Here is a 12,536-nt window from a genome sequence, read left to right as displayed (position 1 = left end):
TCCGGTCATGGTGGCGGCCCTTACTCTACGGCCGGCTGCGCGGCGCTGGGAAGCAGGCTTTCCACCCGCGCCGGCACAAAGGGCGCGCGCAAACCAGGCGCCGGCCAACCGAGTAGAAATTCAGCGGCGCTGCCGCACACCCGCCCCTGGCACGCGCCCATGCCGCAGCGGGTGTGCAGCTTGGCCTGGCGCCAGTCGGTGAATCCGGCCACGGCGTCATAGGGCACGTCTTCGCAGCGGCATAGCACGGTGTCGGCCTGGGGCAGGTGTTTCAAGGCCGGGTCAAGGGCGAAGCAGCGGTTGAGTTGATCGGCAAAGTGCTGCCAGTGCTGGCGCTGTGCTGCCAGCGCTTGGGCCTGGTCGAGCAAGCCGGCTGCCGCATAGCCGGCAATGGCGCCTTCGACGCGTGCCAGTTCGTTGCCGCCAATGCCGGTGCATTCGCCCGCTGCAAAATGCCCCGCGCGGCTGGTGCGCTGCTGCCCATCGACTGCGATGGCTTGCTTATTTACCTCGCAGCCCAGGGCGCTGGCCAATTCGGTATTGGCGCGCAAGCCAAAGCCACACGCCAGGCGCGTGCAGGCAATTTCCCGCACACGGTGGCCTTGGCGAATGCGCACCGCCTCCAGACGCTCATCGCCCAGCGCTTCGAGCACTTGGCTATTCATTCGAAAACGCCAGTCCGCCAACTGCACGGCCTGGCGTAGCTTGCTCGGCCAGCGCGGCAGATGCGCCGCAAAGGCGGCGACTCGGCGCGCGGGTGCTTGTTCGGCGATGGCAACCACCTGGGCACCCGCTGCTTTTGCGCTGGCCGCGCTGGCCAATAACAACGGCCCGCTGCCGGCGATAATCACGCGCTCGCCGCGCACCGGAACGCCGCCTTTGATCAGCGCCTGCAACGCCCCCGCGCCGGTAACGCCTGGCAGCGTCCAGCCGGGGAAGGGCAGCAAAATTTCTCGCGCGCCGGTGCAGAAAATCAGCTGCCCATAGTTCACCTGCCAACTGTGCAGCGCGTTCTCCAGAAGCAATTGCTGGGCGCCGGTTTGGGCGATGACGCGGGTGCCGGTGAACAGCTCAATGTTGGGGGCCGCGGCTAATTGCGCGCGCAGGGTTTGCGCAGGTTGAGCGGCAGGGGCATGAATATCGGCGCGCCAGATTTGCCCGCCGGTAGCGGGGTTGTCATCGAGCAAGGCGATGCGTTGTCCGCTGCTGCTGGCAGCCACGGCGGCAGCCATGCCGGCTGGGCCGGCGCCGATGATCAGCAGGTCGAAATCGCGGGTCATGGCTGGGTCTCCACCTGCATGCCCTCGGCGCACAGGGTTTGGCAGGCCAGGCGGCGGTGGCCGTCGATGCTCACGCGGCATTCCTGGCACACGCCCATGCCGCAAAACGGCGCGCGACGTTTGCCGTCGAGCGCGGTGCGGCTGGTTCCGTCGCCGGCCAGGTACAGCGCGGCGGCAACGCTGGTGCCGGCGGCTACACGCACGGCGCGGCCATCCACGTGCAGTTCGATGGCCGCGCTCATGCCGGTTGCTCCGCCTTGGCAAAGCGCAAGGGCGAGTAGGGCGCAGAGTCGATGGCGCTGGGTTGCTTGAGCACTTGGTTGACCAGCAACTGCGCGCTGCCCGGCGCCGTGGTCACGCCCAGGCCTTCATGGCCCAGCGCCAACCACAAGCCGGCTTGGCTCGGGTGCGGGCCGAGCAGCGGCAAGCTATCGGGTGTGGCGGCGCGAAAGCCGGTCCAGCTGCGGATGGCGTTCATGTTCGCCAGCTCCGGCAAGTAATCGAGGGCACGGGCCAACATGCGCGCGAGCACGTCGTGGTCTACGGCGGGGTCGAGGCTGTCGAACTGGCGCGACGAGCCGATCAGAATTTGCCCGGTGGGGCGCGGTTGGGCATTGAATGCTACCGAGGTGCCGCTGCTGCTGTGGGCGCTGCTGACGTAGCCCAATTCCACCAATTGATGACGAATGCGCGCGGGATAGCGGTCGGTGATCAGCAAGTGCCCCTTCTTCGGCCGAATCGGCAACTCCGGGCACAGGTCGCGGGCACTGCCCGATGCCAGCACCACCGCCGAGGCGCTTAGCCATTCGCCGCTGTCCAGGCGCACGCGGTTGCCGCTCACTTCGCTGACCGTGGCCTGGCGCTGACGAATACGCTCGGGTTGTTGCGTGAGTAACCAGCGCACCACGTTAGGCGCGTAAACAATGCCGTCGCCGCTGACATGCAGCCCACCCACAAGGCCCGGTCGCAGCATCGGTTCCGCCTCACGAACGGCCTCGGCGCCGAGCATGCGGCAGCCCAAGCCTTCGGCTTCCAGCAGCGCACGTTTATGTTCGGCCACGGCCAGTTCTTCAGCGTTGGCTGCGAGCCACAACGTGCCGCAATTTCGGTAGGCGCAGCCCTCATCCAGCGCCGGCGCCCAGCGTCGCCACAGGCCCAGCGAGTACTGGCTGAGCGCCAGTTCGGCGGGGTTGTCGTCCATCACCACCAAGTGGCCCATGCCGGCGGCGGTGGCGCCGCCGCGCAGGTCGTCGAGCAGCAGCACATCGAGGCCGTGCTGGGCGAAAGCATGGGCGCAGGCCGCGCCGACAATGCCGGCGCCGACGATGATGACATCCGCATTCACAACACGATGCCCCAGGCGAATGGGTCGTCGTCTTGCAGCAGTAGCGTGGCTTCGGCGCTTAAATGCGCCCGGCCGCGAATGGTAGGAATCACTCGGCCGGGCTCGCCGTCATTGAGCCAGGTGTAGCTGCCTTCGAACTGGCTGCCGATGACGCTGGCCTGACGCCACACGTCGCCGGGCTTGAGTTTGCCGTCCGCCGCCAGGCAGGCCAGCTTGGCGCTGGTGCCGGTGCCGCAGGGCGAGCGGTCGTAGGCTTTGCCTGGGCACAGCACAAAGTTGCGGCTGTCGGCTTGGTCGTCGTCGGCGAACAGTTCGATGTGATCGATCACGCCGCCGTCTTCACCATAAATGCCGTTGGCTTGCAGCGCCGCGCTGACGGCCACGGTGTAGGCGGTGAGGGCGTCGAGGTTGCTGCCGTCGATGCGTTGGTCGTGTTCGCCGATGAGGAAAAACCAATTGCCGCCCCAGGCGATGTCGCCGGTCACGGCGCCGTAACCCGGCACATCCACCTGCACGGCGGAGCGATAACGGTACGCCGGCACGTTGCGCACGCTCACCGAATGGTCGTCATGCAACGTGGCCTCCACGGTGCCCACCGGCGTTTCGATGCGGTGCGTACCTGGCCGATGCGGCCCAGGTGCGCCAGGGAAATCACCAGGCCGATGGTGCCGTGGCCGCACATGCCGAGGTAGCCGCTGTTGTTGAAGAAGATCACCCCGGCGCAGGCCGATGGATCGACCGGCGCACAGAGCAGGGCGCCGACCAGCACGTCGCTGCCGCGTGGCTCCAGCACCGTGGCGGCGCGGTAGGCGTCATAGCGGTCCGCCAACAGCGCACGGCGCTCAGCCATGCTGCCGGTGCCCAAGTCGGGAAAACCGTCGATCACCAGCCGGGTCGGCTCGCCGCCGGTGTGGCTGTCGATAATCTGGATGCGGCGCATGGGGCGTCTCCGAAACCGTAGAAGGTTCTGTAAGACTGAGCGTTCAGGCGCCAATCGGCTTGAGGGTTTTGCGCCGCGCGGATGACGAAATCGGCACAGAACGCTGCCACTTGGCTGTAGGAAAACGCGTGCTAAGGTGGCGCGCTGATTTTTCCGAGGAGCTGACCGTGCTGCGTGTTTCTTTAATTGCCTTGTTTCTCTGTGCCGCACCGCTGGCCAACGCCGCGTTGCCCCACGAACAGTACCTGCCGCCCGACGACCAGAACCTGCGCCATGAAGCGCCAGAACAGCTGCAAGTGCTGCAAGTGACCGAATACTCGGTGGTGGTTGGCAGCCAGCGCGAGTCAAACCAGCAACCCATTCCCATCACCTCAACGGCCTGGCTGCTGCTCAAGACCAAAGCCGTGAGCAAGGGCGCGACTGTTACGCACGTGCTGGTGCGCTTCGAGACGGAAGGCAAAAGCCTCAAGCGCCCGAGCCTGGACGAAGCCGGCAAAACCCTAAACCTTAATTACCCGCTGGCGCAGTACTCCATGTTGCTCGACCTGCTGCGCAGCGGCGGCGTGTATGTACAATTTTTGAGCTACCCCAACGGCCACGTCTGGGCCGATCTGCACACCGCCGCCCAGCGCGTGCGTTGAGCCGGCGCCCCGGCGCGGAGTAAACTGCCGGCCCGGCGTTCCCCCGTTAAGAGAAAAGACCCATGCGTAAAGACAAGAAACAGGTGATTGGCGAAGAGATTGGTGACGAGCCGATCAAGCTGTTCCTCGCGGTGGAACCGGCCGATGACACGCCGCCGTCGCTGCACAAATTGGTCAAGGCCTACCGTGGCTTGCGCATCGACGACTTCGAGCGCTTTCTGACCTTCTTCGTGGAAGCCGGCTACGACCTCAACGCAAAAGATGCCAAGGGCAATGATTTCGTCGCCCTGATTCAGGATCAGCGCTTGGCTGAGCCGTACATCGAGGCGATCAAAGCGGCTCGCGGTTGAGTGGGTTGGCAATGCTGAAAAGCCCGTCCAGGTGACGGGCTTTTTTTGTGGGCGCTACGGCGTGACGGGCAGGGTGCTGGTGCTGCGGCAGGTGTCGACCAAATAGGTTTCGAACTGCTGAACAATCGCCGGCCAGCCCTGGCGGCTGGCATGTTGCCGGGCATTGAGGCGTACGCGGCGCAGGGTTTCCGGGTCTTCGAGCAGCCAGCAGGCGCTGTCGATAAACGCCTCTTCATCACCGGGCATCGCCAGCGCACCGTTGTGGCCGTGGCGAATATGCTGCGCCGCTGCCGCCTGGTCATACGCGACCACCGCCAGCCCCGACGCGAGCGCTTCGAGCAGCACATTGCCGAAGGTTTCCGACAGGCTGGGAAACAGGAACAGGTCGCCGCTGGCGTAGTGCGCGGCGAGCGCTTGGTCGCGCTGCACGCCGCAGAACACGGCGTCGGGCAATTCCTTTTGCAGGCCTGAGCGCTGCGGTCCGTCGCCGACCATGACCAACTTCAGGCGCTGCTCGGGGTAACGCGATTGCAACGCGCGAAAGCTGCGCACCAGCAGCGCCAGGTTCTTCTCGGCGGCAATGCGTCCGACATGGATTACCGCCAGCTCGCCGTCCTCCACACCCCACGCGCGGCGCAGTTCGGCATTGCGTTTGGCCGGGTGAAACAGCTGACTGTCGACGCCACGGGCAAGCAAATGCACGCGCTCAAAACTGCGCCGCTGCAACTCCAGGCTCTGACTGGCGCTGGGCACTAACGTGAGCTGCGAGCGGTTGTGAAACCAGCGCAAATAATTGGTCAGCACGCGAGTCAGCATGCCCAAGCCGTAGTGGCTGCTGTATTGCTGAAAATTGGTGTGAAAGCCGCTGATCACCGGAATGCGCAAGCGCCTGGCCGCGCGCAACGCCGAAAGCCCGAGCGGGCCTTCCGTGGCGATGTACAGCACGTCCGGCCGCCGCCGTTTCCAGCGCCGCAACAGCTTGTGCATCGACGCCTGCCCCCACTGCAAACCCGGATAGCCCGGCAGCGGCCAGCCGCGCGTGAGCAACAACTCGTCGGTACTTTTCTGCCCGTCATCCCCGCTCTGCCGTGGGCGCACCAACTGCAACTGATGGCCGCGCTCACTGCAACCCGGCACACAAACGCCCTAGCGTGTTGGCGACGCCGTTTATTTCCGGAGGGAAGGTTTCGCTGATCAGCGCGATGTGGAGGGAAGATTGGGTCATGACGCCAGTCTCGGCTGGCGTCGTTTAAGCCGTGTGACGTTAGCGTTGCACGGTTGTGACAGCCGGGGCCGAGCGCTCACGCACCCAAAACAACGTAGCCCCAGCCACGGCGGCCGGCATCATCACCACGTTGACGCCGGGAATCAGCAACGCCAGGTACACCGAGCCGCCAAAACCCAAACTCTGCCAGCGCTTTTCGCGCAGCCAGGCGAGCATTTCGTTCCAGCCGAGTTTGTTGTTGTCGGCGGGGTAGTCGATGTACTGCACGCACATCATCCAAATGCCGAACAGCACCCACAGCGGAGCGGCGATGATGTTCAGGCCGGGAATGAAGGAGAGGATAAACAGGCCGATGGCGCGCGGCAGAAAGTAGCCCAACTTGCGCGCTTCGCGGCCCAGGGTGCGCGGCACCATGGCGACCAGTTCGCTCCAGCGAAAGGGCGGGAAGTTGTCTTCGCCGCGCACCACTACTTCCACTTTTTCCGAGAGAAAGCCGTTGAACGGCGCCGCGATGATGTTGGCCAGGGTGGTGAAGGTGAAGAACACCATGAGCAGGATCAGCACGAAGAATATGGGCCAAAGAATAAAGCTCAGAAAGCTCAGCCAGCCGTCCGGGTTGGGCATCAACGCATGGAGCCAGCCGTTGAATTGCTGGGTGGCGAAGACGATCAGGCCGACAAACAAAATCAGATTGATGGCCAGCGGCAGCAACACGAACAGGCGCAAGCCGAGGCTGAGCACCAGCTTCAGGCCTTCGCGAAGGTATTGCGGGCCGGAGAGGACGGGAGCGGGCATGGTGGTTTCCTTGAATAAGACCGGCCGACCTTAGCGCCTTCGCTCAGGGATCGGAAGCGGTTGGCTGTAACGGTGTGTCTGAAGCGGGATAGCGTTCGGCTATGACGCGCATAAGTATTCGACATTTCCTAGATAACAATCGGCTCCGTAACCTTGCCGCCATTGTCGTCCGCTAGCGGACACGGTTTACGGGACTGCCCCTCTTCAAAGCCTTCCCCAAGTGCTCGGGTGGTCTCTTTTTATTTCCGGCGATGCCGGAGGAGGCGGTCCATGGCTGTTCGTCACGCTCGTGTGATTATTCTCGGCTCCGGCCCTGCCGGTTATTCGGCGGCGGTGTATGCCGCGCGCACCAACCTCAAACCGCTGCTGATCACCGGCATGCAGGCCGGCGGCCAACTGACCACTACCACCGAAGTGGATAACTGGCCTGGCGACGTGCATGGCCTGACTGGTCCCGCGCTGATGCAGCGTATGCAGGAACACGCCGAGCGCTTTGAGACCGAGATCGTCTTCGACCATATCAATGCCGTCGACCTGGCCGGCAAGCCGTTCACGCTCACCGGCGACAGCGCCACCTACACCTGCGATGCCTTGATTATCGCCACCGGCGCCAGCGCGCGTTACCTGGGCTTGCCATCCGAGCAGACGTTTATGGGCCAAGGCGTTTCGGCCTGCGCCACCTGCGACGGTTTCTTCTACCGCAACCGCGAAGTGGCGGTAGTCGGCGGTGGCAACACGGCCGTGGAGGAAGCGCTGTACCTGGCCAACATCGCCAGCAAAGTGACGTTGGTGCACCGCCGCGAAACCTTCCGGGCAGAGAAAATTCTGATCGACAAACTGTATGCGCGAGTCGCGGAGGGGAAAATTGAACTGAAGCTCAATGCTTCGGTAAACGAGGTGCTCGGCGACGACAAAGGCGTAACCGGCGTGCGTTTGCAGCACAACGATGGCGGTACATCAGAGCTGAAAGTGGACGGGGTGTTTATCGCCATCGGCCACACGCCAAACACCGCGTTGTTCGAAGGGCAGTTGGCGTTGAAAGACGGTTATCTGGTGGTTAATGGCGGGCGCGAAGGCAATGCCACGGCAACCAGCATTCCCGGTGTGTTTGCGGCAGGCGATGTGGCTGACCATGTTTATCGCCAGGCCATCACATCCGCCGGTGCGGGTTGCATGGCTGCACTTGATGTAGAGCGCTATCTGGAAGATTAACGGTCTTGAGGCTACAGCCACGCTGCGTTGCATGGCTGTAGCTCCGAAACCCTCTACTGCGTGATGGCGACGATTATTCTTTGCGCCGATGTCAGGCTTCTTCGGCGCTATTTAGCTCGTTCAACGCTTCTGGATTTTAAAAGCTTTCGCGAAAACATCTCTGTTCTTCGCCATATAAATCCCGATTTCCTCAACCTGCTGTTCGCTCAGCGACGGCACGGCTTTTTGCAGCACCACGGCCAGCGATTCGGCCAGTTCCAGCATTTTGTCGTAACGATCGGCTTCGGCTTTATCCATGAACAAGCGCTCCGGATCGCGACTGCTGCGGTACACCACTTCGACGGCCATTCATCACCTCACCTTCTAGTAACGATTACTGTGTATTTATACAGGTAGGCGAGCATAAAGGACTCGCGCCTGGTTGAACAGTGGCACCCCGCAATCAGGGTTTGGGCAACGGCGAAAACTCGATAGGCACCCAGGCAAAGCCCGTGCCTCTTTTGCGCACGTGGCCGATGCCGGGGAAGGGCAGGTGCGCGCCGGCGACCAGGAATTTCTCTGCCGTGGCTTCGGCGAAGATGTGTTTGCGCGTGGCGATGGCCTGTTTGGCGTCGCTGTCGAATTCGATGGCCACTTGCGGATGGGCGAATTGAATCGAGTGGCTGTGCACCACATCGCCCCACACCAGCAACTTGTGCCCTTTGGAGGTGAACATAAATCCGCTGTGGCCAGGGGTGTGGCCGTACAGGGCCATGTCTTTCACGCCCGGCACCAGCTCGCTGCCGTCGGTGAACAGCTTCAACTTGCCGGCGGCTTTATAAGGCGCGGCGCTGGCGGCGATCATTTTCAGCCGTGCTTGTTTGTCGGCAGGTGCTTTGGCCAGCAATTCCGGGTTCAGCCAGTAGTCGGCTTCAGCTTTGTTGAGCATCAGCGTCGCGTTGGGAAACGCGCGTTCGCCTTTGGCGTCGAGCACGCCGCAGGCATGGTCGGGGTGCAAGTGGGTAAGTAGCAGGGTGTCGACTTGTTCCAGCGTGTAGCCGGCCGCTTCGATGTCGCGTTGCACGTTGCCGAGGTTGTCGGTCAGGCACTTGCCGGCGCCGCTGTCGACCAGCACCAGGTGCTCGCCGGTGTTGATCAGGAACGCGTTCACGGCGGTTTGCACGCCGTTGGTGGCGTCGAGGAACTGCCGCGCTTGCGCGCTCTGGATGGTGTCGGCGCTGGCGCCCTTGAGCAGTTTGTTGTTGATCAGGTTGAAGCCGTCGTACAGCGCGGTAACTTCAAAATCGCCCAGGGCCAGGCGGTAATAGCCGGGCACTTGGGTGTTTTGTTTGGCCACTGGGGCGGCAATGGCGAGGCCGGGGTGCACGAGGCTGAACGCGCACATCAACACCAGCACAATCAGCAGCAGCGCCTGGTGCGTGCAGCACACTGGATTTTTCATCTTCAAGCTCCCTTGCGAAGTGGTCTCAACCACCATAGACGGACGTGGGCCGGACGCAGGTTATCGCTGGGAAATAACCGCCGTGTCCAGCCCCCTGCGCTGTCACAGACTGTTTCAATGCGCTCGCCATGGCCTTTAACGTGCATATGAGCTTGTCATCTGCTGGCCATACCCTTGGCTGCACAGTTCCTCAAGGAAGCGCGTGTTGAAAATCAAATGGGCGGAACACCTCAAACAGTCCATGCATGGTCTGGCCGAGTCGCTGGGCGATTTGCTGGTGGAGAGTTTTCACTACCTGGCGCTGTTCGGCATCGGTGGCATAACGGCGTGGGCGGCGGTCACGGCGTTTTTGCAGATGATCGAAAAAGGCCACATCACGGTCGACGACATTCTGCTGTTGTTCATTTACTTGGAGCTGGGTGCCATGGTCGGCATCTACTTCAAGACCAACCACATGCCGGTGCGCTTTCTGATTTACGTGGCGATTACGGCGCTCACGCGGTTGCTGATTTCCGATGTGTCACATCATCAGAGACCGGATATGGGCGTGGTGTATGTGTCGGGCGCGATCTTGCTGCTGGCCCTGGCGGTGTTGGTGGTGCGCTATGCGTCGTCGAACTTTCCGTCGGTGACGGCGAAGGGGAAAGCAGAAGCGCCTCGTCCTCACGTTCGACTGAAGCCGAAGCCGCGGACACCGACTAGGCGCTGTGCTCTAACAGGCAGGTTGAGAAATACCGGCGTTAAACCGCAGCGTGTTCGAGCTCGATGCGTTGTTGCAGCGAGCGGATCACGTTGCGCAGGCGCTTCTCGTCGTTACGTTGGTCCGGGCTGATCAGACGCTTGGCTACCACGGTCTGGTCTTCGGACAAGGTCAACATGATGCTGCCATCGAGCCGCTCGATGCTCAGGTTGACGCGGTATTGCGGGTGGAACGCTTCGGTCAGTAACTGAAAGGGATTGTGCATGGTCCATTACCTGTTTGCTAAATAGGGCTGAATAAAACTTGGCAGGGGCAGGTAGTTAAAACAGCCTGGTTTGCACACCAGTTAGGCAAGTCTTGTTATTCAAGTCTTGGTTGTTGACCGGTCACGCTCGTACAAAGTTCTAGTCTTCGGACAAGATGTTTTTAGCGCGCCGTGTTTCAGCGTAGACGGCCTTCGGCAAAGCTCAAACTTTCCCTTCGCAATTAGTTTAATAGCACTTACTGGCCCAGTAGTGGCACCGGATGCTGACTGCCCGGTTAAGGGGCAAGTGGTTGTTTGCGGTGCACTTTTCGCTTAAACGGCCGTGTGAATTCGGGGGTGGAAACGGCCTTCGTCATGCGCGGAACTGCCAAGTCGAATAAATAACGACCTAAAGCCTTTCATTCCCGACCGCCTGTCGCGTTGCTGGTGAAGTTGGCCCCCGACTTGCGAAGGGGTTAAGCAAGTAATGAACAAACCGAGGTATGAGGCCATGGTTAATCCCTTTAAATACGTTAGCGACTCTTTTAAGGATGAGTTCCTGGTGCGTTTCAGCATTGGCGGCCCGGATGGCAGCGCAATGCTTTCGCTCTCCAACGATCAAGGTCGCGTGGCGCAGCGGATGTTGAGCAGCGATCAGTTGGCCGATATCGAAAAACTGGAGCAAGTCATCACCAGCATCCGCTTTGGTCTGGCCATCGATCAGGGGCGCGGGTTGTCGTGCCTCGGCAAGTTGAGCCCGGCGGCGAACGAAACCTTGGTCTGAGCCGTGACGTGCGTGACACTGTGTCTTAATTGAAATATATTCGCATTTAAGAACGTGTCGCTCATTCAGGTGCTGCTGTGCCGGCTCACTCCGCCTTTTCCTCTTTTCTGACCGCGCTCTACCACGACCATCATCGATGGCTGAACGGCTGGCTGCGTCAACGTACGGATTGCCCGCACAACGCCGCCGACCTGGCGCAAGACACCTTCGTGCGTGTGCTGCTGCAACGCGAAAGCAAAGAGCTGCGTGAGCCGCGCGCCTTTCTCGCCACCATCGCCCGTGGCTTGCTGGTGGATCATTACCGCCGCGCCAGTCTGGAACGCGCGTATCTCGACGCACTCGCCGTGCTGCCAGAGCCAGAAGTGCCCTCGCCGGAATCACGCGCGCTGGTACTCGAAACCCTGATTGAAATCGATCGCCTGCTCGACGGGCTGAAACCGCGCGTGCGCGAAGCGTTTCTGCTGTCGCAGCTCGATGGCCTGACCTACCCGCAGATCGCCGAGCGCATGGGCCTGTCGCTCAGCTCCATTCAGCAATACATGACGCTCGCGTTCAGCCACTGCTACAAGGCGCTGTATTCATGAGCGCGCCGCTGAACATGGCCGTGGTGGAGCAGGCCATTGCCTGGCGCGTGCGCTTGGCATCGGGCGTGTGCGCGGCCGATGAGCTCAGCGCCTGCCAGCATTGGCGTGCGCAACACCCGGACAACGAATTGGCCTGGCAGCGCTTGGACGCCTTGAGCGGACGCTTCGCGGCTGTGGGCTCAGGTGTCGGCCGCGCCACGTTGGATGGCGCCCGCCACGACCCGCAGCGGCGCCGTGCCCTTAAAGCGCTGGCGGTTCTTGTTGCAGCCGGCGGCGCCGGGGTGATCGCACAGCGCAACGATGCCATCCAGCCGTGGCTGGCCGACGTGCGCACCGGCATCGGCGAGCGGCGCAACATCGTTCTGCCCGACGGCGGCCGCCTGCACCTGAACGCCGGCACGGCCGTGGACATCCAGTACACCAGCGAGCAGCGGCTGATCCGTCTGTACCAAGGCGAAATTTTCGTCGAAACCGCCTCCGACCCGCAGCGCCGCCTGTTTTGGGTGAATACCGCCCAGGGTCGCCTGCGTGCGCTCGGTACGCGCTTTCTGCTGCGTGAACGCGGCGAGCTGTGCGAAGTGGCGGTGTATGAGGGCGCGGTGGAAGTGCATCCCGACGATGGCAGCAATGCCAGCGTCATCAATCAAGGCTGGCAAACGCGCTTCAGCCATCACGCCGTGCAAACGCCGCAAGCGGTAGAAAGCGAGCGCAGCAGTTGGGTGGATGGCGTGCTGGTGGCGCGGCACATGCGCCTGGCCGATTTCACCGCCGAGTTCAGTCGCCAGCGCCGCGGCGTGTTGCGCTGCGATCCGGCTGTGGCCGAGCTGCGTATTTCCGGTGTGTTCCCGCTGGATGACAGCGAGCGGGCGCTGCAAGCCGTGGCGCGAACCCTGCCGGTTCAGGTGCTGTATCGCACGCGCTGGTGGGTGACGTTAGCCGCTGTTTAGGCCGCTGGCGTACACACCTTGTTAAGAACAAGGCGCCATTCAGTCACG

11 protein-coding genes and 5 pseudogenes are annotated in these 12,536 nt (G+C 62.3%); 7 read left to right on the top strand and 9 right to left on the bottom strand.

Annotation, left to right across the window (positions count from 1 at the left end):
- Positions 1 to 20: 20 nt before the first annotated feature.
- The 4 genes and pseudogenes from ACZZZP_RS18290 to ACZZZP_RS18275 all read right to left on the bottom strand — a co-directional run bounded on the left by ACZZZP_RS18290 (position 21) and on the right by ACZZZP_RS18275 (position 3,565).
- Positions 21 to 1,280 (bottom strand): FAD-dependent oxidoreductase, encoded by a 1,260-nt coding sequence (locus tag ACZZZP_RS18290; protein ID WP_463383678.1) that lies wholly within the window; start codon positions 1,278 to 1,280, stop codon positions 21 to 23.
- A complete protein-coding gene (locus ACZZZP_RS18285) occupies positions 1,277 to 1,522 on the bottom strand; it encodes a (2Fe-2S)-binding protein (protein ID WP_463383677.1) in 246 nt (81 codons plus the stop codon). Before ACZZZP_RS18285 ends, ACZZZP_RS18290 begins: the two co-directional genes overlap by 4 nt.
- Positions 1,519 to 2,625 (bottom strand): NAD(P)/FAD-dependent oxidoreductase, encoded by a 1,107-nt coding sequence (locus ACZZZP_RS18280; RefSeq protein WP_463383676.1) that lies wholly within the window; start codon positions 2,623 to 2,625, stop codon positions 1,519 to 1,521. Before ACZZZP_RS18280 ends, ACZZZP_RS18285 begins: the two co-directional genes overlap by 4 nt.
- Positions 2,622 to 3,565 (bottom strand): annotated as a pseudogene (locus ACZZZP_RS18275) (4-hydroxyproline epimerase). Before ACZZZP_RS18275 ends, ACZZZP_RS18280 begins: the two are co-directional and overlap by 4 nt.
- A gap of 170 nt (positions 3,566 to 3,735) precedes the next feature.
- On the opposite strand from ACZZZP_RS18275, the gene ACZZZP_RS18270 reads away from it, so the two are divergent.
- Both ACZZZP_RS18270 and ACZZZP_RS18265 read left to right on the top strand, forming a co-directional pair.
- Positions 3,736 to 4,206 (top strand): hypothetical protein, encoded by a 471-nt coding sequence (locus ACZZZP_RS18270; RefSeq protein ID WP_463384746.1) that lies wholly within the window; start codon positions 3,736 to 3,738, stop codon positions 4,204 to 4,206.
- Positions 4,207 to 4,268: 62 nt separating this feature from the next.
- Positions 4,269 to 4,556, top strand: coding sequence for a PA4642 family protein (locus ACZZZP_RS18265; RefSeq protein ID WP_122494189.1), 288 nt, complete (start codon positions 4,269 to 4,271; stop codon positions 4,554 to 4,556).
- A 54-nt stretch (positions 4,557 to 4,610) separates the two neighbouring features.
- On the opposite strand, the pseudogene ACZZZP_RS18260 reads toward ACZZZP_RS18265, so the two are convergent.
- Both ACZZZP_RS18260 and cysZ read right to left on the bottom strand, forming a co-directional pair.
- A pseudogene (locus ACZZZP_RS18260) lies at positions 4,611 to 5,781 on the bottom strand (glycosyltransferase family 4 protein).
- Positions 5,782 to 5,820: 39 nt separating this feature from the next.
- The gene (cysZ, locus tag ACZZZP_RS18255; protein ID WP_463536752.1) at positions 5,821 to 6,576 is read right to left on the bottom strand and encodes a sulfate transporter CysZ; all 756 of its coding nucleotides are present in this window, start codon (positions 6,574 to 6,576) and stop codon (positions 5,821 to 5,823) included.
- Between the two features lie 270 nt (positions 6,577 to 6,846).
- Here cysZ and trxB point away from each other — a divergent pair, with 270 nt between their 5' ends.
- A complete protein-coding gene (trxB, locus tag ACZZZP_RS18250; RefSeq protein ID WP_463383672.1) occupies positions 6,847 to 7,788 on the top strand; it encodes a thioredoxin-disulfide reductase in 942 nt (313 codons plus the stop codon).
- Positions 7,789 to 7,879: 91 nt separating this feature from the next.
- On the opposite strand, the pseudogene ACZZZP_RS18245 reads toward trxB, so the two are convergent.
- Positions 7,880 to 8,136, bottom strand: a pseudogene (locus tag ACZZZP_RS18245) (YebG family protein).
- A gap of 94 nt (positions 8,137 to 8,230) precedes the next feature.
- Positions 8,231 to 9,172, bottom strand: coding sequence for an MBL fold metallo-hydrolase (locus ACZZZP_RS18240; RefSeq protein ID WP_463384745.1), 942 nt, complete (start codon positions 9,170 to 9,172; stop codon positions 8,231 to 8,233).
- A 262-nt stretch (positions 9,173 to 9,434) separates the two neighbouring features.
- Between ACZZZP_RS18240 and ACZZZP_RS18235 the strand changes: the two are divergent.
- A pseudogene (locus tag ACZZZP_RS18235) lies at positions 9,435 to 9,899 on the top strand (phosphate-starvation-inducible protein PsiE); the annotation flags it as partial.
- Positions 9,900 to 9,972: 73 nt separating this feature from the next.
- Here ACZZZP_RS18235 and ACZZZP_RS18230 read toward each other — a convergent pair.
- Positions 9,973 to 10,194, bottom strand: a pseudogene (locus ACZZZP_RS18230) (DUF3509 domain-containing protein); the annotation flags it as partial.
- A 490-nt stretch (positions 10,195 to 10,684) separates the two neighbouring features.
- Here ACZZZP_RS18230 and ACZZZP_RS18225 point away from each other — a divergent pair.
- The 3 genes from ACZZZP_RS18225 to ACZZZP_RS18215 all read left to right on the top strand — a co-directional run bounded on the left by ACZZZP_RS18225 (position 10,685) and on the right by ACZZZP_RS18215 (position 12,488).
- Positions 10,685 to 10,957: a DUF3509 domain-containing protein gene (locus tag ACZZZP_RS18225; RefSeq protein WP_163016616.1), complete on the top strand. Its 273-nt coding sequence runs from the start codon at positions 10,685 to 10,687 to the stop codon at positions 10,955 to 10,957.
- A gap of 77 nt (positions 10,958 to 11,034) precedes the next feature.
- Positions 11,035 to 11,541 (top strand): sigma-70 family RNA polymerase sigma factor, encoded by a 507-nt coding sequence (locus tag ACZZZP_RS18220; RefSeq protein WP_463383670.1) that lies wholly within the window; start codon positions 11,035 to 11,037, stop codon positions 11,539 to 11,541.
- On the top strand, positions 11,538 to 12,488 hold the full coding sequence (locus ACZZZP_RS18215) for a FecR domain-containing protein (protein WP_463383669.1): 951 nt from the start codon (positions 11,538 to 11,540) through the stop codon (positions 12,486 to 12,488). The genes ACZZZP_RS18220 and ACZZZP_RS18215 overlap by 4 nt, the downstream gene beginning before the upstream one ends.
- The last annotated feature ends 48 nt before the right edge of the window (positions 12,489 to 12,536 follow it).

It is taken from the genome of Pseudomonas sp. AC211, assembly GCF_979258055.1.
This window is presented reverse-complemented; position numbering and strand designations above follow the sequence as displayed.